The organism is Synechococcus sp. CB0205 (assembly GCF_000179255.1).
Taxonomy (GTDB): Bacteria; Cyanobacteriota; Cyanobacteriia; order PCC-6307; family Cyanobiaceae; genus Vulcanococcus.
This window is the reverse complement of the sequence record NZ_ADXM01000050.1, coordinates 37,063-56,806: the sequence shown is the minus strand read 5'-3', so window position 1 is coordinate 56,806 and position 19,744 is coordinate 37,063. Positions and strand designations below refer to the sequence as shown.

At 62.6% G+C, this 19,744-nt stretch carries 22 protein-coding genes and 1 riboswitch; of the genes, 5 read left to right on the top strand and 17 right to left on the bottom strand.

Annotated elements, in window-relative coordinates; all coding sequences use genetic code 11:
• On the bottom strand, positions 1–270 hold the full coding sequence (gene purS, locus CB0205_RS0109945) for a phosphoribosylformylglycinamidine synthase subunit PurS (RefSeq protein WP_010316952.1): 270 nt from the start codon (positions 268–270) through the stop codon (positions 1–3).
• Positions 271–362: 92 nt separating this feature from the next.
• Between purS and CB0205_RS0109940 the strand changes: the two genes are divergently transcribed.
• The gene (locus CB0205_RS0109940) at positions 363–695 is read left to right on the top strand and encodes a hypothetical protein (RefSeq protein ID WP_010316951.1); all 333 of its coding nucleotides are present in this window, start codon (positions 363–365) and stop codon (positions 693–695) included.
• On the opposite strand, the gene cobW is transcribed toward CB0205_RS0109940, so the two are convergent.
• The 3 genes from cobW to CB0205_RS16370 form a co-directional block, all read right to left on the bottom strand.
• On the bottom strand, positions 692–1,774 hold the full coding sequence (cobW, locus tag CB0205_RS0109935; protein WP_043705898.1) for a cobalamin biosynthesis protein CobW: 1,083 nt from the start codon (positions 1,772–1,774) through the stop codon (positions 692–694). The genes CB0205_RS0109940 and cobW overlap by 4 nt on opposite strands.
• A 2-nt stretch (positions 1,775–1,776) precedes the next feature.
• Complete coding sequence (locus CB0205_RS0109930; RefSeq protein ID WP_010316949.1) at positions 1,777–2,367, bottom strand: HupE/UreJ family protein; 591 nt, start codon at positions 2,365–2,367, stop codon at positions 1,777–1,779.
• 24 nt (positions 2,368–2,391) lie between these two features.
• Positions 2,392–2,540, bottom strand: a riboswitch (cobalamin riboswitch).
• 5 nt (positions 2,541–2,545) lie between these two features.
• The gene (locus CB0205_RS16370; protein WP_010316948.1) at positions 2,546–3,082 is read right to left on the bottom strand and encodes a pentapeptide repeat-containing protein; all 537 of its coding nucleotides are present in this window, start codon (positions 3,080–3,082) and stop codon (positions 2,546–2,548) included.
• 55 nt (positions 3,083–3,137) lie between these two features.
• On the opposite strand from CB0205_RS16370, the gene upp reads away from it, so the two are divergent.
• The 3 genes from upp to ilvD are packed head-to-tail and all read left to right on the top strand — an operon-like array spanning position 3,138 to position 5,850.
• Positions 3,138–3,809, top strand: coding sequence for a uracil phosphoribosyltransferase (gene upp, locus CB0205_RS0109920; protein WP_010316945.1), 672 nt, complete (start codon positions 3,138–3,140; stop codon positions 3,807–3,809).
• Between the two features lie 25 nt (positions 3,810–3,834).
• Positions 3,835–4,131, top strand: a complete 297-nt coding sequence (locus CB0205_RS0109915; protein WP_010316943.1) for a hypothetical protein — start codon at positions 3,835–3,837, stop codon at positions 4,129–4,131.
• A 42-nt stretch (positions 4,132–4,173) separates the two neighbouring features.
• Complete coding sequence (gene ilvD, locus CB0205_RS0109910; RefSeq protein WP_010316941.1) at positions 4,174–5,850, top strand: dihydroxy-acid dehydratase; 1,677 nt, start codon at positions 4,174–4,176, stop codon at positions 5,848–5,850.
• On the opposite strand, the gene CB0205_RS0109905 is transcribed toward ilvD, so the two are convergent.
• The 7 genes from CB0205_RS0109905 to glpX all read right to left on the bottom strand — a co-directional run bounded on the left by CB0205_RS0109905 (position 5,847) and on the right by glpX (position 12,941).
• A complete protein-coding gene (locus CB0205_RS0109905; protein WP_010316940.1) occupies positions 5,847–6,230 on the bottom strand; it encodes a hypothetical protein in 384 nt (127 codons plus the stop codon). The two genes, ilvD and CB0205_RS0109905, sit on opposite strands and share 4 nt — an antisense overlap.
• A 2-nt stretch (positions 6,231–6,232) precedes the next feature.
• Positions 6,233–6,784, bottom strand: coding sequence for a CIA30 family protein (locus CB0205_RS0109900; protein ID WP_010316939.1), 552 nt, complete (start codon positions 6,782–6,784; stop codon positions 6,233–6,235).
• Positions 6,785–6,807: 23 nt separating this feature from the next.
• Entirely contained in the window at positions 6,808–7,533 is a 726-nt protein-coding gene (gene pgl, locus CB0205_RS0109895; RefSeq protein WP_010316938.1) for a 6-phosphogluconolactonase, read from the bottom strand.
• Positions 7,534–7,546: 13 nt separating this feature from the next.
• Positions 7,547–8,962, bottom strand: coding sequence for an NADP-dependent phosphogluconate dehydrogenase (gndA, locus tag CB0205_RS0109890; RefSeq protein ID WP_010316936.1), 1,416 nt, complete (start codon positions 8,960–8,962; stop codon positions 7,547–7,549).
• A 151-nt stretch (positions 8,963–9,113) separates the two neighbouring features.
• Positions 9,114–10,409: a glucose-1-phosphate adenylyltransferase gene (locus CB0205_RS0109885; RefSeq protein WP_010316935.1), complete on the bottom strand. Its 1,296-nt coding sequence runs from the start codon at positions 10,407–10,409 to the stop codon at positions 9,114–9,116.
• Positions 10,410–10,545: 136 nt separating this feature from the next.
• On the bottom strand, positions 10,546–11,850 hold the full coding sequence (locus tag CB0205_RS0109880; RefSeq protein ID WP_029626295.1) for a glutamyl-tRNA reductase: 1,305 nt from the start codon (positions 11,848–11,850) through the stop codon (positions 10,546–10,548).
• 86 nt (positions 11,851–11,936) lie between these two features.
• Positions 11,937–12,941 carry a class II fructose-bisphosphatase gene (gene glpX, locus CB0205_RS0109875; RefSeq protein ID WP_010316931.1) on the bottom strand — a complete coding sequence of 335 codons (1,005 nt, stop codon included), beginning with the start codon at positions 12,939–12,941 and terminating at the stop codon, positions 11,937–11,939.
• A 239-nt stretch (positions 12,942–13,180) separates the two neighbouring features.
• Here glpX and rpe point away from each other — a divergent pair, with 239 nt between their 5' ends.
• Positions 13,181–13,849: a ribulose-phosphate 3-epimerase gene (gene rpe, locus CB0205_RS0109870; protein ID WP_010316929.1), complete on the top strand. Its 669-nt coding sequence runs from the start codon at positions 13,181–13,183 to the stop codon at positions 13,847–13,849.
• Positions 13,850–13,931: 82 nt separating this feature from the next.
• Here the strand turns inward: rpe and ccsB are convergent, their stop codons facing one another.
• From ccsB to typA, 6 genes are read right to left on the bottom strand one after another with little or no spacing between them, the layout of a single operon-like run.
• Complete coding sequence (ccsB, locus tag CB0205_RS0109865; protein ID WP_010316928.1) at positions 13,932–14,846, bottom strand: c-type cytochrome biogenesis protein CcsB; 915 nt, start codon at positions 14,844–14,846, stop codon at positions 13,932–13,934.
• Between the two features lie 54 nt (positions 14,847–14,900).
• Positions 14,901–16,097: an LptF/LptG family permease gene (locus CB0205_RS0109860; RefSeq protein WP_050778476.1), complete on the bottom strand. Its 1,197-nt coding sequence runs from the start codon at positions 16,095–16,097 to the stop codon at positions 14,901–14,903.
• A gap of 2 nt (positions 16,098–16,099) precedes the next feature.
• Positions 16,100–16,828 (bottom strand): LPS export ABC transporter ATP-binding protein, encoded by a 729-nt coding sequence (gene lptB / locus CB0205_RS0109855; protein ID WP_010316925.1) that lies wholly within the window; start codon positions 16,826–16,828, stop codon positions 16,100–16,102.
• On the bottom strand, positions 16,825–17,364 hold the full coding sequence (locus tag CB0205_RS0109850) for a hypothetical protein (protein ID WP_010316924.1): 540 nt from the start codon (positions 17,362–17,364) through the stop codon (positions 16,825–16,827). Before CB0205_RS0109850 ends, lptB begins: the two co-directional genes overlap by 4 nt.
• A gap of 50 nt (positions 17,365–17,414) precedes the next feature.
• The gene (locus CB0205_RS0109845) at positions 17,415–17,810 is read right to left on the bottom strand and encodes a DUF309 domain-containing protein (protein WP_010316923.1); all 396 of its coding nucleotides are present in this window, start codon (positions 17,808–17,810) and stop codon (positions 17,415–17,417) included.
• Positions 17,807–19,615 carry a translational GTPase TypA gene (typA, locus tag CB0205_RS0109840; protein WP_010316922.1) on the bottom strand — a complete coding sequence of 603 codons (1,809 nt, stop codon included), beginning with the start codon at positions 19,613–19,615 and terminating at the stop codon, positions 17,807–17,809. Before typA ends, CB0205_RS0109845 begins: the two co-directional genes overlap by 4 nt.
• Positions 19,616–19,744: the final 129 nt, after the last annotated feature.

Here is a 19,744-nt window from a genome sequence, read left to right as displayed (position 1 = left end):
TCAGGCTCCAGCGCTGGAGTCGTCCTTGAGCTCGAGGGTCCAGTCCTCGATCACGGGATTGGCCAACAACCGGTCACTCAACAGCTCCAACTGCTGACGGGCGGTCTGGGCGTCAGGAGCCTCCAGCTCCACCTCCACGGCCTTACCGATCCGCAATTTGCCGATGCCATCGACACCCAGGCGTGAGGCAGCGGCTCGGGTGGCTTCACCAGCGGGATCGAGCACGGAGGGCCTCAGGGAGACCAACACACGGGCAGAGAAGACGGGCACCTGAGCTCTAGGTGGGGTTTGTTAAATCTTGGCAGGCCGGCTGACGCTGGACCCGGCTGTGGTCAGGTTGGAGGGGGTCCTAAGGGGTCGCCGTGGATCGCTTGCCGCTGCTGACTGGGCTGCTGACAGCCTGGGCACTCCTCACCACCCAGGTCGCCAAAGGGGAGGAACCCTTTTCGCTTCCGCTCGAATGCCAGCTCGAATCGGCCCGTTGGCAGCCCTGCACGCTGACCGTTGAACGGCTCGGGGAGCACTGGTGGCTCCAGGTCGGTGGGCGCCGACTGGACTTTCACCACGACGGACGTGGACAGATCGAACTTCAGGAGGCGGCAAGAGAGCCCCGGCTTGTTCAGCCCCACTGGAGAACTGAGCAGGCCCTCTGCTGGGGGGGCATCTGCGCCAAAGGAGCTTTGCCGCTGGACTAGCCCAGACCGGCGATCAACTGATCCTTCAGGGCTGAACCCTTGAGGGACAGGCCCAGGGCGACAAGCTCCAGACCGTCGTCGTTGGGGCGCTCCAGCCGCGAACCGCTGTCAAACCAACACTCCAGACGCGGGCCAACCGCCTGGATCTGCAGCGGGTGGGTTTTACCAGGAAGCCAAGCCCGTCCTTTGAGACGGAGCAGGCCTTGGTCTGTAATGCAAGCCGGCAACAGGGCTTCGAGCTGGGCTTTGTTGGTCACTCCCTGCCACCGGAAGGCAACCGACTCCATCGCCACGTGGGTGTGGTCATGGTGATCGTGATCGTGGTCGTGGTCGTGGTCGTGGTCGTGGTCGTGGTCGTGGTGATGATCGTCGTCGTGTTCGGGGCGATCGAGTCCCATCAGCAGAGCCGCTGGGACGTCGCCGCGGGCCATGGGCAGAACAGACACGCCGCTGCGGACCTGGTCGCTCAAGCGGCAGCGGAGACGGTCGACGGCCTCCTCGCTTAAACAATCCGCCCGGCTCATCAGCACGAGATCGGCGGCCTCGAGCTGATCGTCGAAGAGCGCGTTGATGTCACTGAGGTGATCCAGGCTTGGATCGGCCTGTCGTTGGGCCTCGAGGGCACTGGGATCGGCAACGACACTTCCGCCACTCAATGCCTCACCGTCGACAACGGTCACCACGCCCGTCACACGGGTCTTGGTGCGAATCTCAGGCCAGCGGAAGGCCTGCACCAGGGGCACGGGCAGGGCGAGGCCACTGGTTTCGACGACGATTCCATCGAGTTGGTCAGCGCGCTGCAGCAACTGCTGCATGACCGGCAGAAACTCGTCCTGGACGGTGCAGCAGAGGCAACCGTTGGCCAGCTCAACGACCCGTCCGTCGAGCTCATCCTCAGGGCAAAAGCCGCAGCTGCGAATCAGATCGCCATCGATCCCCACCTCACCAAACTCGTTCACCAGAACGGCAAGCCGCAGGCCACTGGAGACCAGCAGCTGACGCAACAGTGTCGATTTACCAGCGCCAAGAAACCCGGTCACCACCGTGACCGGGAGGCGTGATGCGGGTGCCACAGTCATGGTCAGGCGACGAGCGCGGTCCAGGTGAAGGCGGCGCCGATGCCGACCATCACACCGGCGAGGAGCTGTTTCTGGCTCAGCGGGAGCTCCTGGCTGAAGCGACGCAGGCCAACGAGGGAGAGGGTCAACAGAGCGCCTTGGCTGAGCAACAAACCCAGCAGGTAAAAGGCAATGGGGGTGGACTCCCAGCCAATCACCGAGGCGCTGAGCACATAACCGTGCAGAGCGAAGGCGGGAATTAAGCTGAGGGCAGGAAGACGGCCCACGATCACGAGGCCCTCGACCACCAGGGAGAGGGAGACCAGTGCCTCGGCACCAGGCAGACCGGGCAACCAAAGACCCAGTGCCGTGGCGCTGAGGCCCACCAGCAGCAACGCCATGGTCCAACGCATGGAGCGTTGAAAGCCGACCAGGGCCAGGGCAATCAGAAAGAGCAGATGGTCAGGCCCCAGCAGCGGGTGGGCCAGACCACTGATCAATCCACTCACCGGTGAGGGAACCAGCGCCATGGACTCCATCGGGTGATGGGCCAGAGCTGGCGCGGCAGAGAGGGAAGCCAGCAGGAGCGCAGGGGCCCCGAAACGCTTGAACATCAATAGGACTGGTCCGCGCCAGGTGATTTATGGGAGTGAACCGGCGGGCGTTCTGACTGGAGCCCTGGGGACAGGACTCTTCACAGCTGCGGGACAGCGCCGGAATTACACCGGACTTTCCCCGTTTCCTCCTCGGGCTGATCCCCCGAAGAACCGGAGCACTGAGCCTAAGCGCTGATTAACGACAGGCCAGGCTTTCGCGGGTATCGACACCCGTACGTGGATTGACGCCGCTGGCCCGGGCACAAAGGGCCTTCTGCTGCGGAAGGTCCAGAACCGCGTCGGTGAAGTCCGTGCCTTCGATGACCGCGCCGGTGAACTTACTGTTCATCAGCATCGCGTTGCGAAAGACCGCACCGCTGAGGTCAGCGTTGTCAAAGCGGGTGGCGAAGGCCACGGCATCCTCGAGATCAGCCGCCGAGAGGTTGGCGTTTTGCAGATTGGCGGTGTTGAACACGGCCCCGCGCAGGTCGGTCTCACTGAGGTCAAACCCCTCCATGGAGGCTTTTAGAAACTCCTGCTGCTGAAGGTTTCGGCCGTGCATGTCCGGTTGCAGGTCCTGAGCGCTGCGCTGACCACGTAGTTCGGGGGCGGTAATCGCCAAGGCCGGGGAGGCCACTGGAAGAACAGACGCCAGCAGCAGAACAACGCCGAGGGCGAGGGTGCTCAGTGAGCGGGCCACGAGCAACTGAACGAGCGCAACGAGGTTCCGCACTGCAGCTTTAACTTGGGCGCTCAAGTTATTGCAGGCGGATACCGGAGCGCGACCGATGAGCAAGACCCTTCGGGTGGTGGTCCCTCCCCATCCCCTCATTGGCCATTGGCTGACCGTGTTGCGGGATCGAGAGACCCCTCAGCCCCTCTTTGCAACGGCCATGGCCGAACTGGGTCGATGGTTGACCTATGAGGCCATGCGGGACTGGATTCCTTACCAGCGGGTGCAGGTGCAGACACCACTGGCCCAGACGGAAGGGACCATCATTGACGGTTCGATTCCGGTACTGGCTGTGCCGATCCTCCGAGCTGGATTGGGGCTATGGGACGGAGCCAAGTCGGTGATCCCTAGCGCTGCCGTCGCCCACATGGGCCTGCAACGGGATGAGGCCAGCGGTCGCTGCCGGTGTTACTTCAACGGTCTTCCGGAGACCATCCCCGCCAATGCAGGGGTGCTGGTCTTTGAACCCATGGTGGCCACTGCTGGAACGCTCCTGAACGTGCTCGAACAGCTGGAGACCAAGGGGGTGACTGGCCAACGGGTGCGGGTGATCTCCACACTTGCCGCCAGTCCCGGGTTGAAAACCCTCGGTGAGCGCTACAGCGATCTGACCATCTACACCGGCTGTATCGACGCCGAGTTGGACGATCAGCAGCGCATCGTTCCTGGCTTAGGTGACGCTGGCGACCGTCTGTATGGCAGGCCGCAGTCAGGCTTCGTAGGCTGAGGCAACTTCAAAGCAGGTCCACGCGATGTCCAACCGAGACGGCGGTTCAGGTTCTCTGAGCACCCTCTTGGTTGGTGCTGTGATCGGTGCCGCTGGCTTTGCCTGGTGGCTGTATTCCGAGGCTGAGCGGCGCCAGCAAAACACCCTGCAACAGCGAAGCCTGCGCCTAAGTCGGCTGGCCGATCACGACGATCAAGCCTTTGACCCCAACAGCGACCGCCCGGTGGTCCGGGAGGTTGAACTTCAGGACAAGGTTCAAGAGCTCAACCAAGCGATCGAAGACGTTCGCAGGCAGCTCGAGGGGCTGAGCCCCCAGAGCTGACAGGGCTCCTCGGTAGGTTGCTGGGAAGACAACCCCGCAGCCATGCTTCGCTCCGCCGCGATCACCCAGGGCATTCAGCGCTCCCCCAACCGCGCCATGTTGCGGGCTGTCGGTTTTGGAGACGCTGACTTCAACAAACCGATCATCGGCATCGCCAACGGCTACAGCACGATCACGCCCTGCAACCTGGGCCTCAACGATCTGGCCCGCCGGGCTGAGGATGCTGCTCACGCGGCGGGTGCCATGCCCCAGATGTTCGGGACCATCACCGTTAGTGATGGCATCTCGATGGGCACCGAAGGGATGAAGTATTCCCTGGTGAGCCGCGAGGTGATCGCGGATTCAATCGAGACAGCCGTGAACGGTCAGAGCATGGATGCGCTGCTCGCCATCGGCGGCTGCGACAAAAACATGCCTGGGGCCATGCTCGCCATGGCTCGGATGAATATCCCCTCGATCTTTGTCTACGGCGGCACGATCAAACCCGGAAAGCTCGGCGCCTGCGACCTCACCGTTGTGAGTGCCTTTGAGGCGGTGGGTCAGTTCAGCGGCGGACGGATCGACGAGCAGGAGCTCACGGCCATTGAGAAGAACGCCTGCCCTGGCGCCGGCAGTTGCGGCGGCATGTTCACCGCCAACACGATGAGTGCGGCCTTCGAAACGATGGGCCTGAGCCTGCCCTACAGCTCCACGATGGCGGCAGAAGATCCCGAAAAAGCCGATAGCGCCGCCCGCAGCGCGGAGGTGCTGGCTGAGGCGATCAAGGCCAACATCCTTCCCCGCGATCTGATGACCCGCGAGGCCTTTGAAAACGCCATCAGCGTGATCATGGCCGTCGGAGGCTCCACCAACTCCGTGCTCCACCTCCTTGCCGTGGCCCGCACCGCTGGCGTTGATCTCTCGATCGATGACTTCGAGACCATCCGCCAACGGGTGCCCGTGATCTGCGACCTCAAGCCCAGCGGCCGCTACGTCACCGTGGATCTCCACCAGGCCGGTGGCATCCCCCAGGTGATGAAGCTGCTACTGGATGCCGGTCTGCTCCACGGCGATTGCAAAACAATCGAGGGCAAGACACTCAAACAGGTGCTCGCCGATGTTCCCGCGGTGCCCCCAGCCGGCCAAGACGTGATCCGGCCGCTGAGCAATCCGCTCTACGCCAAGGGCCACCTGGCAATCCTCAAAGGCAACCTGGCCGAAGAGGGTGCCGTGGCCAAGATCAGCGGGGTGAAGAATCCGGTCATCACCGGCCCCGCCCGCGTGTTTGAAAGCGAGGAAACCTGCCTGGCCGCCATCCTCGATAAGCAGATCAACCCAGGCGACGTGGTGGTGGTGCGCCAGGAGGGTCCCGTGGGTGGCCCCGGCATGCGCGAGATGCTCAGCCCCACCGCCGCGATCGTGGGCCAGGGCTTACTGGATTCCGTGGCCCTGATCACCGATGGACGCTTCTCTGGTGGCTCGTTTGGCCTGGTGGTCGGCCACGTGGCGCCCGAGGCGGCCGTGGGCGGAACCATCGGTCTGGTCCAGGAAGGCGACAGCATCACCGTTGATGCCAGCCAACTGCTGATCCAACTGAATGTTGATGACGCCGAACTGGCCGCCCGCCGGGCCGCCTGGAGCAAGCCTGAGCCGAGATACCGCACCGGTGTTTTGGGTAAGTACGCCCGGCTGGTGAGCTCCAGCAGCAAAGGTGCTGTGACCGACCAGCCTGACCTCTAGGCCTCGCCAGCAATCAAGGCGCGAATTCGCCTGCAGAGGGCTTCAAGGGGGGCGCCGGCGCTGGGGCGTTCGCAGCGCTCCCCCGAGTTCGCTTGCATCCAGACGGGATGGCTGCCATGCCAAAGCATGGGTGCCTGCTCATCGGCCACCATGCTGAGCATCAGGTTTAGTTCGTCGCCGCTGCGGTAGATCTCCAGCTCGAGATCGCGATCCGGGTGGCGAACCCCATCGGTGTCGCGCGCTTCGATCAAGAGACAGCAATCACTGCAGTCCCCGACGGTGGAGGGCGGTTCGCCACTGAAACGCAGGGCGTGGCGATAGGGCTTCAGGCAGACATCGGCGGCCTTGGCCAATTCGCTCAGGAGGGGTTCGAGGTCCACAGTCAGGCCACGGCTCGGATCGAGCGGAGCAGCAAGCGCAGGGCACCGGGCCGGAAGCCGGGATTACGGCCGCCCATGTCTCCAAATTTGGAATGCAAGATCTGAATTCTGGTCACCCGCGCGGAATCAAAGCGAAGGGGCAGGCCAACGGGGGTGGCCCGAACGCTGGGGGTGAGACGACTAAAGGGAATCGTCAACACAGAGGTGCCGTTGGGCCGGGTGGAGAACTCCGCCACCCAACGCAATCCACCTGGGATCAGTTCCGTGAGGCCGGCCACCCCATCACGGCTGGCCAGGGCCAGCTTGTAGCGGCGACCATCGCCATCGAGTTCGAGCTCGAGGGCTCCGTAGGAGGAGAGATCCAGCGGTGGATCCAGCACCGCTGAGCGGCAACTCACAAAGCCACCCCCCTCGGGTTCAACGACCGCCTCCATCAGCAAGCCAGACGCGGTGGAGTGACACTGACCCTGGCTGCGTCCCCCCATGATCGTGTCGTTGAGGGTGTGCCATCCAGGGAAGTCAGCTCCCTGTGCCAGGACCAGTGGCGCAAGCATGGATGCGATCCAAAGCAACGGCGTCAGCCTGCCGCAGTCACACCAACGAGCGCGGCCTCATCCGCCAGGACAAGAACCTCATTGCGGGGAGTGACCAACTTGGCGGGGGTCCTATCGGGTGATTCACTCGGATCCAGCAGGCGGCTGAGGGCCTGCACCTTCCCTGATCCACTCACCAAAAAGATCACCTGGCGGGCCGCACTCAAAACAGGTGCGGTCAAGGTGATGCGCTCAAGTCCCTTACCGCGACCGACCGTGGTCCACCGATCGGTGATCGTCGGCGCCTTGGTGTCGGGGAACAGGGAGGCCGTATGGCCGTCCTCACCCAAGCCGAGAACCATCAGATCAAAAATCGGGGGCTCGCCAGGACAGACCCTCTGGATGGCCGAAGCGAATGACGCGGCACTCTCCTCTGGGGTCGGCAGGCTCACCGTCGGCACGGGATGGAAGGCGGCCTTGCTGCCGGGACCGTCCTTCAGCAGGGTCTGCCTAAGCATGCGGGCGTTACTCGAGGCATCCTCTGCATCGACCCAACGTTCATCGCCGAGGAACACATCGACCCTTTCCCAAGGGAGATGTTCCTGGCCGAGCAGGCCATAGGCCACCGCTGGGGTGCTCCCGCCAGAGAGAGCCAACTGGGCCCGATCCCGTTGGTCGAGGGCTAGATCCAGATGGGAAGCAATGGTCTGGGCAGCGAGGCGGGCCAGGGCCTGGCCGTCGCTTGCCCGTTCAATGCGGTAGTGGGTCATGGCCGGTTGCCTCTCAATCGAGCCACTCGGTGTGGAAAGTCCCCTCTTGGTCGACCCGTTGGTAGGTGTGGGAGCCGAAGCAATCGCGCATGGCCTGCACCAGGTTCTGCGGCAGGCGGGCGGTGCGGTAGCTGTTGATGTAATCGAGGGTGCTGCTCAGGCAAGGGACCGGGATCCCGGCCTCCGCAGCACCGGCAACAACCTTCGCCAGACCAGGGAGGCGCCGATTCACCTGCTCGGCGAACCAAGGGTCGATCAACAGATTGACCAGCTGGGGATTGGCATTGAAGGCGTCCTGAATGCGCTTGAGCAGACGCGCGCGAATGATGCAGCCCCCTTTCCAGATCTGGGCGATGGACGGCATGTTCAGGTTGTAGTCATGCTCAGCCGAGGCGATGCGCAGCAGCTCCATGCCTTGGGCATAGCTCGCCATGCAGGCCAGGACGACAGCATCCATCAGCGGACCGGTGCCGTCGTTGCCGCAGAGTTCAAAGGATTGGACCGCCGGACCATGGAGGATCGCCTCGGCGTTCTGGCGCTGGGGCTTGATCGAGCTCATCACGCGGCCGTTGAGGGCGGCATAGATGGTGGGTACCGGTGCACCCATCTGCAGTGCACTCACCACGGTCCAAAGACCAGTGCCCTTTTGACCCGCCTGATCGACGATCTTCTCCACCAGATCGCTGCCATCGGCGGGGTCCTTCGTGCGCAGGCAGATCTCGGTGATCTCAACGAGATAGGAGGCCAACTCCTCGGTGCTGTTCCAATGGCCAAAGATGTCGGCCATCTGCGTGCCGTTGAGACCACCAACCCGCTTGAGCAGGTCATAGGCCTCGGCAAGGATCTGCTCGATGCCGTACTCAATGCCGTTGTGGACGGTCTTGACGAAGTGGCCGGAGCCCCCGGGACCGATGTAGGTGACGCAGGGTCCGTCTTCCACCTGGGCCGCCATCTTGCAGACCAGGCTCTCAATCGCGTCGTAGGAGGCCTTGGTGCCACCGGGCATCATGCTCGGCCCTTCGAGGGCTCCTTTGGCACCGCCTGAGACCCCCATCCCGATAAAGCCAAAACTCTTGCTCTCGAGCTCAGCCACACGACGTTCGGTGTCGTGGTACTCCGAGTTGCCACCATCGATCAGCAGGTCGCCTGCTTCGAGGTAGGGCGAAATGTCTTTGATGACCGCATCCACCGCAGGACCGGCCTTGACCATCATCAGGATCCGGCGCGGATGCTGAAGCTTGCTGACAAAGTCCTCCAGGCTCGTAGAACCAACAATGTTCTTGCCGGCGCCCATCCCCGAGAGAAACTCCTCGGTTTTGGCATAGGTGCGGTTGTAGACCACGCTGGAGAAACCATTGCGCTCAGCGTTGAGCACCAGGTTCTCGCCCATCACACCGAGACCGATCAAGCCGAAATGGGCCTTATCCATGGAGCTTTGAAGACGGATCCAATGTCACCAGTGTGGCGAGCTCTTCCAACGGCGTGAACCGTTGTTGGCGAACACTGAAACAGGTTGAGTTACCAACAAAAAACCCCTCTCTGCAAAGCCAGAGAGGGGTAGAGCAACGAATCGAGAGCGACTAGATGACGCTGTGGTCGGGGATGCTGGCGTTCTTGACCACCACGACAATGCCGTTGCGGATGTAGAAGCCGAGCTCAGGGCGATCTGCTTCTTCGACGTTGTCCTTGTTGACGATGGTGACGTTGTCGCCGATACGGGCGTTCTTGTCGAGGATCGCGCGCTTAACCGTTGTGCCGCGACCGACGCCGACAGGAGTTCCGCCGCGGTGACGCAGAGCATTGCGTTCGGCGGATGACTCAAAAAAGTCGTTGCCCATCACCAGGGTGTCCTGGAGGACGGCATCTTCTTCGACGCGGCTGCGAACACCCAGAACGCAATGGTGGATGCTGCAGGCCTTGAGGATCGAACCCTCACCAATGATCGATTGGGTCACCTGGGAGTCCAGCAATTTGCTGGGGGGCAGGTAACGGGGACGGGTGTAGATCGGGAAGGACTCCTCGTAGAACGAGAAGGCCGGGTTCGGCTGGTCGGTCAGGGCCAGGTTGGCCTCGTAGAAGGCGCCAATCGTTCCGATGTCTTCCCAATAGTCATCGAAGAGATAGCTCTGGATGTGGTCACCCCGCTCCAGGGAAGCAGGGATCAGCTCCTTGCCAAAGTCCGTCGCGCTCGGATTCTTCGCCAGCAAATCGAACAGGGTCTCGCGGCTGAAGACGTAGATCCCCATCGATGCGAGATAGGGGCGCTTCTCGGCTTCCTCTGGGGAGAGCCCCAGACGGGAGGTGTCGACCCACATCTCCTTCAGGGCATCACCCTTGGGCTTCTCGCGGAACTCGCGAATCTTTCCTTTCTCGTCGGTGTGCATCAAGCCGAAGGCTTCGGCCTGCGGGGCATCCACCGGCAGGGCACCGATGCTGATGTCGGCGCCAGTGGCGATGTGGTGGTTGACGAACTCGCTGTAGTCCATCCGGTAGAGCTGGTCACCGGAGAGGATCAAGTAGTGGTCCACATCCCATTCCTGGAAGAGCCACTGGTACTTGCGCACGGCATCCGCTGTTCCCTCGAACCAGCTGGGGCTCTCTGGGGTCTGCTGGGCCGCCAGCACCTCGACAAAGCCCTGACCAAAGCCAGAGGAGAGGTTGTAGCTCTGGGTGAGGTGACGGTTGAGGGAAGCGCTGTTGAACTGAGTCAACACGTACATCTTGTTGATGTCGGAGTTGATGCAGTTACTGATGGGGATATCAATCAGTCGATATTTGCCAGCCAGGGGCACGGCGGGCTTGGCCCGCATCTTGGTCAGAGGGTATAGGCGGGTCCCTGCACCGCCGCCCAGAATGATCGCCAGAACGCGCTTCACCGCTTCCCTCTACGCCAAAAGCACGGCGACGTTAAGCGATTACTGAGGCCGCTCCACGGCTTTTGGGGCACATTGGCGGCAATTCGTACGGCTTTTCCCAGAACAGCCGTGATCCCTTGAAAAACCGGTGCGGTACTTAGCCCTGGAGGTCCTCCAATTCGAACAGCTCCTGGATGACCTTCATCGCCTGGTGCCGCTGCTGACGGGGCTGGGGAGCCCTCAGTTTCGTGACGGGACCATGGAGGATTTTGTTGATGATCCCCTTGCTCAGGGCCTCAACAACCTTGCGCTCGCGGGCGGAGAGGTCAGGACCCATCCGACTCAGAGCCTTCTGGAGCTCCTGCTCGCGGATCTTCTCGAGTTGGGTGCGCAGCCTGTTGGCCACGGGGACCGCCTCTAGACCATCCCACCACTCGATGAACTGTTGCCCCTCCTGATGAAGCATGCCCTCCGCTTCAGCGGCAATTTCACGGCGCGCCTCCTGATTGCGGGCAACCACCTCTTGGAGGTCGTCCACGTCATAGGCAGCGATGCCGCTGAGCTCGGAAACATCCGCTGAGATGTTCCGTGGCACGCCGATATCCACCAACATCAAGGAGGAGCGTCGGTTTAATTGCTCCAAACGCTCTGCCGTAATGATCGGGTCATCGGCACCCGTGCTGGTGAACACCAGGGAACAGGTGCTCAGGCAGTGATTGAGATCGCTTAGGGGTCGGCATTGAACCGGCAGAGCGGGGAAGTCCGCCGCCATCTCCTCGGCACGGGAGACGGTTCGGTTGAGCAGGACAACACCCCTGGCTCCCTTGGCCTGAAGGTGCTGGAGAAGCAGTCGGGCCATCCGACCGGCGCCGACCACCGCAATTTGTTCCTGATCGAGGGGAACGAGATCGTCAATCCCGCGGGCCTGTCCAACCTTCAGTTGGGCGAGCTCAACGGCTGCAGAACTGATCGAAACGGCACCGGTCCCCAGGTTGGTCTCCGAACGCACCCGCTTACCGGTGCTGACGGCTTGGTTGAGCAGGCGGTTCAGGATTGGGCCGATCGAGCGATGCTCTTGGCCCAGGCGGTACATCTTTTTGACCTGGGACAGGATCTGGCCTTCCCCCAAGACCAAAGAATCCAAGCCAGCCGCGACACGCATCAGGTGCCCGATGGCCTCCTCGTGGTGGTAGGCAAAGAGATGGGGCATGAGCTCAGAGAGCTCAAGGCCGGAATGCTGACTGAGAAAACTGCCGACGGCTGAAACTCCTTGCTCAGGGTTGCGAAGCAGGGTGTAGATCTCGAGCCGATTGCAGGTGCTGAGAATCGAGGCCTCAAGAACCTGTTCGTCCGCCCGCAGGCGCTGGAGGGAGTCCTCCATGCTCTGCTCAGCAATGCTGAGACGTTCCCGGATCTCAACCGGGGCCGTTCGGTGACTGAGTCCGACGACGGCGATGTGCATGAAGGTGGATCCGGGGGTGCGCAACAGGGACGGCTAAAAGAAAGCCGGGCCTCCCAGAGGAGACCCGGCTCGAGCTGATCGGGCGATCAGCGCAGAGCGATGCTCTGGGCTCCGTCCTTGATGTGGACCGTGGTGGTGAAACGGGCGGTGTTGTCCAGGGTGCTGATCACCAGGGAGCTGGTGCGGGTGCAGTCCTTCTCGAACTTCACGCCGTCGAAGAGCAGACCATCGGTGATGCCGGTGGCAGCGAACACCACGTTCTCGCCGCAGGCCAGTTCGTTGGCTTCGTAGACGCGGTCGGGATCGGTGATACCCATCTCGGCCAGGCGGGCCAGGTTGCCTTCCTTGGTCAGGCCTTCCCACTCGGAGGTCTGAGCGACGGCGGGGTCGTACACCAGTTGTCCCTGGAAGTGACCGCCCAGGGCGCGCAGGGCGGCTGCGGAAATCACACCCTCAGGAGCAGCGCCAATACCCATCAGACAGTGGGTACCGGTGCCTGCGAAACCACAGGCGATGGCAGCCTGCACGTCACCATCAGAGATGGGCTGGACGCGGGCGCCGGTGGCGCGGATCTCCTTGATCAGGTCCTTGTGACGAGCGCGGTCCATCACCACGATGACCAGCTCTTCAGCGGGAAGGCCCAGGCACTCGCTCAGGATCTTGATGTTCTCGGTGGCCGACTTGTTGATGTCGACCTTGCCCTTGGCGGCCGGGGGTGCAGCCAGCTTCTTCATGTAGAAGTCGGGGGCATTGAAGAGACCGCCGCGGTCAGAGGCAGCCAAAACGGCCATCGAGCCACGCTGGCTGTTGGCACAGAGGTTGGTGCCTTCGCAGGGGTCCACAGCGAAGTCCACGCCAGGGCCGGTGCCGCTGCCGACTTCCTCACCGATGTACAGCATGGGGGCTTCGTCGCGCTCGCCCTCGCCGATCACGATGCGGCCCTGCATCTGGATCTTGTACATGCGCTCACGCATCGCCTCCACGGCGGCTGCGTCGGCCTCGTTCTTCAGGCCCATGCCGGTGAGCTTGGCGGAAGCAATGCCTGCCTGCTCAACAACCTCGAGAATTTCTTGAATCAGGGTGCGATCCACGGCGGTCCGGCGATGGGAAGGGTTGAAGCGCTGAAAGGGCTCTGGGGCTCTGGAGACCTGCATTGACGGCCGTGAGGACCAGTCAATGAGTGGAAGTCCAGCGCCAGCAGGGCCTTTCGGGCTTTTAGCGCCGCTCACTGTATCAGTGCTTCACGGCGCGCCGAGCCGAAGCAGCCTTTGAAAAAGAGGGGGGATGGCGATTCCTACAATCGGCCCCTGTTCAGCCGCGGTTGCGCCCCATGAGCACCAAGTCCCTGGTGATCTCCCCCTCGATTCTGTCCGCGGACTTTTCCCGGCTTGGGGAAGACGTGCGTGCGGTGGATGAAGCCGGTGCGGACTGGATTCACGTGGATGTGATGGACGGACGCTTTGTCCCCAACATCACCATCGGCCCAATGATCGTCGAGGCCCTGCGCCCGGTGACCAAGAAGCCCCTGGACGTGCACCTAATGATCGTCGAGCCGGAGAAGTACGTCCCCGACTTCGCAAAGGCCGGTGCGGACATCATTTCCGTGCAAGTCGAGGCCTGCACCCATCTGCATCGCAACCTCGCCCAGATCAAAGATCTCGGCAAAATGGCCGGTGCGGTGCTCAACCCCGGCACCCCGATCGACACCCTCGAGTACTGCCTTGAGCTCTGTGATCTGGTGCTGATCATGAGCGTCAACCCTGGTTTCGGCGGTCAAAGCTTCATCGAGAGCCAGGTGCAGAAGATCCGTGACCTGCGCCGGATGTGCGACGAAAAGGGCCTCGATCCCTGGATCGAAGTGGACGGCGGCATCAAGGCCGAGAACGCCTGGAAGGTGATCGAAGCCGGTGCCAACGCCATCGTCAGTGGCTCCGGCGTGTTCAACCAGCCCAGCTACGCCGATGCCATGACCGGCATCCGCAACAGCAAGCGCCCCTGAGCCAGCCCACCGATGGCACGAAAAAGCCCCGGCTAAGCCGGGGCTTTTTTTGTGGCCCAAGGTGCAGCAGCGATGTGCTGGGTTAGCTGAAGAACCAGCCGTAGCTGTGCAGGCCGATGCCCAGCAGATTCACACCGATGTAGCAAACGCAGATCACCACAAAGCCAGCCACAGCAACCAAAGCAGGACGGCGTCCCTGCCAACCACGGCTCAGGCGGGTGTGAAGGTAGGCGGCATAGACAAGCCAGCAGATCAAGGCCCAGGTTTCCTTGGGATCCCAGCTCCACCAGCTCCCCCAGGCTTCGTTTGCCCAGACGGCACCGCTGACGATGCCAACGGAGAGCAACAGAAAGCCAACGGTGATCGTGCGGTAGCTCAGGCTGTCGAGCTGCTCACTGAGGGAGAGGGAGGCGCTGCTCAACGAAAGCTCAACCGGAGCTCCGTCGGCGGCAAGGCTGGCCTGGCGGAAGCCGCCACTGCCGATAGAGCTGCTGCGCAGTTCCAAGGCCTGGCCGCGATCGGTGAAAAGCACCGCCATCGAGAGCAAAGAGCCGACCAAGAGGGCTGCGTAACTCACCATGATCACGCTGACGTGCATCACCAGCCAGCTGGAGCGCAGGGCGGGCACGAGTGGGGCGGCCTGCTGCAGTTGATCCGGCAGGGCAAAGGAGGCGAAGGCCACGCAGCCCAGACCCATGGGTGTAGCGGACGCCGCCACGAGCGGTGAGCGATAGGTCCGCTCCACCAGCAACTGGGTCAAGGTGCAAGCCCAGGCCAGGAAACAGAGGGACTCGTAGAGGTTGCTGATCGGAAAGTGACCGGACTGCCACCAGCGCAGCACCAGTTGCGCTGTCAGAGCCAAGTTGGCCGTCGCCACCAGCAGGCGAACCACGGTGCTGCCCTGGCCTCCGCCACTGACGCTCCAGAAGGACAGGGGAAGGGCCAGGAGCAGCAGCGCAAAGGCAGCAAGACCAAGCGCAAGAACCGGATCGGTCACGAAACCGCTGACGAGATCAAAGATGGCGAACAGTCTGCCGCGCCAAAGGCAAGGTCAGCGGCTGGCCTTGCGAAGCAGCACAAGACCGCCACCAAGACCAATCAAAACCGGCAACCAAGCGGCAAAGAAGGGGTAGAGGGTTCCCTTGATGCCGAGGGAGCTGAAGATGAACGACATCAGGTAGTAGCCAAAGATCAGCAAAACGCTGATGCCGAAGCCCTGACTGCGGCTGGTGCGGGAATTGGGGCGAACCCCAAGGCTGCTGCCGATCAAGCCAAAGACCAGGCAGATGGCCGGGAAGGCAAATTTTTCCTGGATCCGCACCCGCAGCCGCCGGGCTTCCTTTTGATCACCGGCTTGAACCAGAAGCGCCTCGGCGCGGCGCGCCTGGGCCACGGTCATCTGGGCCGCATCACTGGGCAGCATGCCCACATCCTGGGGAGCCCGGGTGAAGGGGTAGTAGTAACTGGTGTAGTTGGCTGAGGTGGTGAAGTTATTGGCCGCATCGATGTTGAGAATTCGGCCATTGCGGAACTCCCACATCGCCCTGTTCTCGTCCCAGACCGCAGTGTTGGCGGTCAAAACCTGCTGCTGATCCTCACGGGAGAAATCGAGCAGGGTGACGCCCTGCATCTCACCGTTCTTGAACTCCTTGGCATAGAAGAGCTGGGTCAGTCCCTCTCCGGCATTGCCACCGGGTTCCTTGGGGGTAATGCGGCCAAAGCGCGAATAGACAACGTTTTTGCCCGTCTGGGCGGAGAGGGCACGACCGAGAGCGCTATCCAGAACGTTGGAGGCCGAATAGTTGGCGCTCGGAACGATGACGTCGTTGAACACGAATGTCAGCAGCGTCATCAGAGCCGCCAGCACCAAAGCAGGGACGACCATGCGCCAGGTCTTCACGCCGATGCTGCGCAGGGCCGTGAGCTCGCTGCTGCCCGAGAGGCGGCTAAAGGCCAACAGGGTGGCCATCAGGGTCGCCATCGGGAAGGACAGCACCAGAAAGCCGGGCATCCGCAGGGCGAGGACCTTGCCAGCGGCCCAGAGCGGCAGACCCGCCTCGGCCACCTTGCGGACCAACTCAAAGACGACACCCACCGAGAGGGAGACGGCCGTGAAGGCGGCGATGCCGAAGAGCAGCGGGCCGAGCATTTCGGCAAACAGCCAGCGATCCAGCAGCGGCAGGGTTCTCCACTGGCGTTGAAGCTTTTGAGACTGCCGGCGCAGGGGCTCGGTCCAGGTCGGTGCCATCGTCACAGCCGGAAGTCCTCCCCGAGGTAGTGGCGACGCACCAGGGGGTCATTCGCCATCTCACGGGAGGGGCCACTGGCCAAGATGCTTCCCTCCGTCAGGATGTAGGCGCGGTCGGTGATCGAAAGGGTCTCACGAACGTTGTGATCCGTGATCAGCACCCCCATGCCTCGGTCCCGCAATCCGGCGATCAAGGTCTGAAGGTCGGCTACGGCCAGGGGATCGACACCTGCAAACGGTTCATCCAGCAGCAGATAGCGGGGACCGCTTTCGCCGACGGCCAGGGCACGGGCCACTTCGCAACGCCGCCGCTCGCCGCCGGAGAGCTGATAGCCAAGGCGGTGCTGAAAGGGCTTCAGGTGGAAGTCCTGCACCAATTGCTCGACCCGATCGCGGCGCTGTTCCTTGGGGGCTCCACTTTCCTGGAGGGCCAACATCAGGTTGTCCTGGACGCTCAGGCTCCGGAAGACACTGGCTTCCTGGGGGAGGTAGCCGATGCCCAGGCGGGCACGCTCCGGCATGGAGAAGTCGGCCACACAGGTCTCATCCATGGTCACGGCGCCTGAGTCGGGGCGCAGCAGACCGGTCACCAGATTGAAGGTGGTGGTTTTTCCTGCACCGTTGGGGCCGAGCAACCCAACCACCTCTCCAGGATTGAGGTTGAGGCTGACCTCCTTCACCAAAGGGCGGCCGCCAATGGTCAAGGCGACGCGATCAAGGACCAGGCTCATGGCTGCGCGGGGCCCGAGCTGGGGAGGGTCTGGAGAACGACACGGCTAAAAACCTGCTGACCGCGTGCTGGGATGGCCTGCATGCGCTCGCTGTCCACCAGGTAAATCACCTGTTCAGCACGCAGCCAATTGCCGCCGTCCTGAAGGATGTCGACGTCACCACTGAGGACAACCCGGCCCTCATTGCTGAAGTACTGAGCTTGGCGGGCGGTGGCCACGACCCGCTCATCTGGATAGACGATGCGGACGTTGCCACTGGCGGTGATCACACCGGTCTGTTGATCCGCTTGCTGTTGGTCCGACTCAATCGTCACCAGGCCGGTGTTCAACCGCAGGGGCTTGGTGGGAATGGGAGCAGAACCATCGCCCGCTTCTGCGCTGACGACCTCTTCAACGCTGATGACTTCAGCCGCCGGAACGGTCTGCTGAGCCCAACCTGGGGCGCAGACGCCGATCAAGAGTCCAAGGCTTGCCGCGCGACTAGCGAGGGCACTGCACCAGAGACGGGCAGTGCTGCGATCTGCGGCCAAACCCACTCCAGCAACGCGGTGACATCCATCGTATCGCCGAGCACCGCTGCGTTCCTTCAGGAATCGGCATCAATGGGTTTGAGTTCGGGCAAGGGGATGCCCTCAAGCGAGCGGTTCTCGTGCAGGGCCAAGAGGCGTTCACGGGCAACCTGCCTCAGGGGGTCGAGGGCCAGCTCGAACTGGTTCGGCCCTGCCCCCTGTAGACGGCCGAGGCCTTCGCCCAGGAGAACCATGGCACCGCGTTGATTCCCGCGGTCGAGATGGTGGTGGGCAACCGCAATCTGGAGGATCCCCTGCAGCGTGCGGCGGCAAGGTCCCTGGGTCTCGTGCCAGAGCTCCTCAAAGCCGTCGTGGCAGGCGTACCACTCACCCGAATTGAAAAGCCTGACGGCCTCCCCGAAACGGGGATCGCGCGTCAGGCTGGTTTCCTCAGGGTCGAGGGACTGATTCAACGTTTCGCGGGCTTCTTCGCGGGCAGTTTGCGCAGGCGAATCGACTCAGGGGTGACCTCGAGCATTTCATCGGGACCGATGTACTCCAGCGCCCGCTCCAGGGTCATCTGCATCGGGGCTTGGAGGGTATCGAGTTCCTCTGCACCGGCCGAGCGCATGTTGGTGAGCTGCTTGGTCTTGCAGACGTTGAGCTCGAGGTCTTGGGGACGGTTGTTTTCGCCCACGAGCATGCCCTTGTAAACCTTCGTGCCAGGGGTGATGAAGAACTGACCGCGGTCCTCGGCGTTCTTCAGGGCATAGAAGGTCGCGGTGCCTTCCTCGAAGGCGATCAACACGCCGTTGCGACGGGTGTCGAAATCGCCCTGCATCGGGCGGTAGTCGAGGAAGGAGTGGCTCATGATCCCCTCGCCGCGGGTGGCGCGGATGAAGTCACCACGGAAGCCGATCAGGCCTCGTGAGGGCACCACGAACTCCAGCTGGGTGCGGCCGTCGTTGGTGTTCTCCATGTTCTGCATCTCGGCCTTGCGGACGCCGAGCTTCTCGATGCAGGCACCCACCGATTCCTCGGGCACATCCAGCACCAGGGTTTCGAAGGGCTCCGACGGGGTGCCATCGATGGTGCGGAAGATCACCTGCGGCTGGCTGACCTGGAACTCATAGCCCTCACGGCGCATGGTCTCGATCAGGATGCCCAGGTGCAGCTCACCGCGGCCACTGACGGCCCAGCGATCGGGGGAGTCGGTGTCCTCAACCCGCAGGGCGACGTTGGTCAGCAGCTCTTTATTCAGACGGTCACGCACCTGACGGCTGGTGACGAACTTGCCCTCCTTGCCCGCGAAGGGCGAGTCGTTGACCACAAAGGTCATCTGCAGGGTCGGCTCATCCACCTTGATGAGGGGTAGCGCCTTGGGCTCGTCAGGGCAGGCGATGGTTTCGCCGATGTTGACCTCGTCAAAGCCGCAGACGGCCACCAGGTCACCGGCGCGCGCCTGTTCAATCTCAACTCGCTGAAGGCCCTGGAAACCGAGCAACTTGCTGATGCGGCCGCGCTTGACGCTGCCGTCGTCACGCAACAGAGCGACCGGCTGGTTGCCCTTGATCGTGCCGTTGTGAATCCGGCCGATCATGATTCGGCCGAGGAAATCGCTGTAGTCGAGGGTTGTGACCTGAAGCTGCAGGGGCTTCTCGGGGTCGCCAACCGGGGGCGGGACGTGGCGGAGGATGGCATCGAAGAGCGGACGCATGTTGTCGCTCTCGGTTGCCATGTCGGGCTTGGCGTAGCCACCCATGCCACTACCAAAGAGGTAGGGAAAGTCGCACTGATCGTCGTCGGCACCCAGCTCCAGGAACAGATCCAGAACCTTGTCGACGGCCTGCTCAGGATCAACGCGGGCGCGGTCGATCTTGTTGACGAAAACGATCGGACGCAGGCCCTTCTCGAGCGCCTTCTTCAACACAAAACGGGTCTGGGGCATCGGCCCCTCGTTGGCGTCCACGATCAACAGACAGCCGTCGACCATGCCGAGCACGCGCTCCACTTCGCCACCGAAGTCAGCGTGACCAGGGGTGTCAACGATGTTGATCCGGATCCCTTCGAAGTCCACCGCAGTGTTCTTGGAGAGGATCGTGATACCCCGCTCACGCTCCAGTTCGTTGGAGTCCATCACGCAGGTGGGGACGGCCTCGTTGTCGCGGAAGATGCCCGACTGGGCCAGCAGGGCATCCACCAGTGTGGTTTTGCCGTGGTCGACGTGGGCAATGATCGCGATATTGCGGATCGGTGTTCCGGGATGCTCGCCGCTCATGGATGGGGCTCAAGGGAGGAGGTCAGGGATGGTCTGGCTGGAGCACGCCGCAGCTAACGGCCGCAACGCTCAACTCAAGAGCAGGCGTTGGCTTGGGAACGGTGGCTGAAACCCATGGGCAACGTCGCA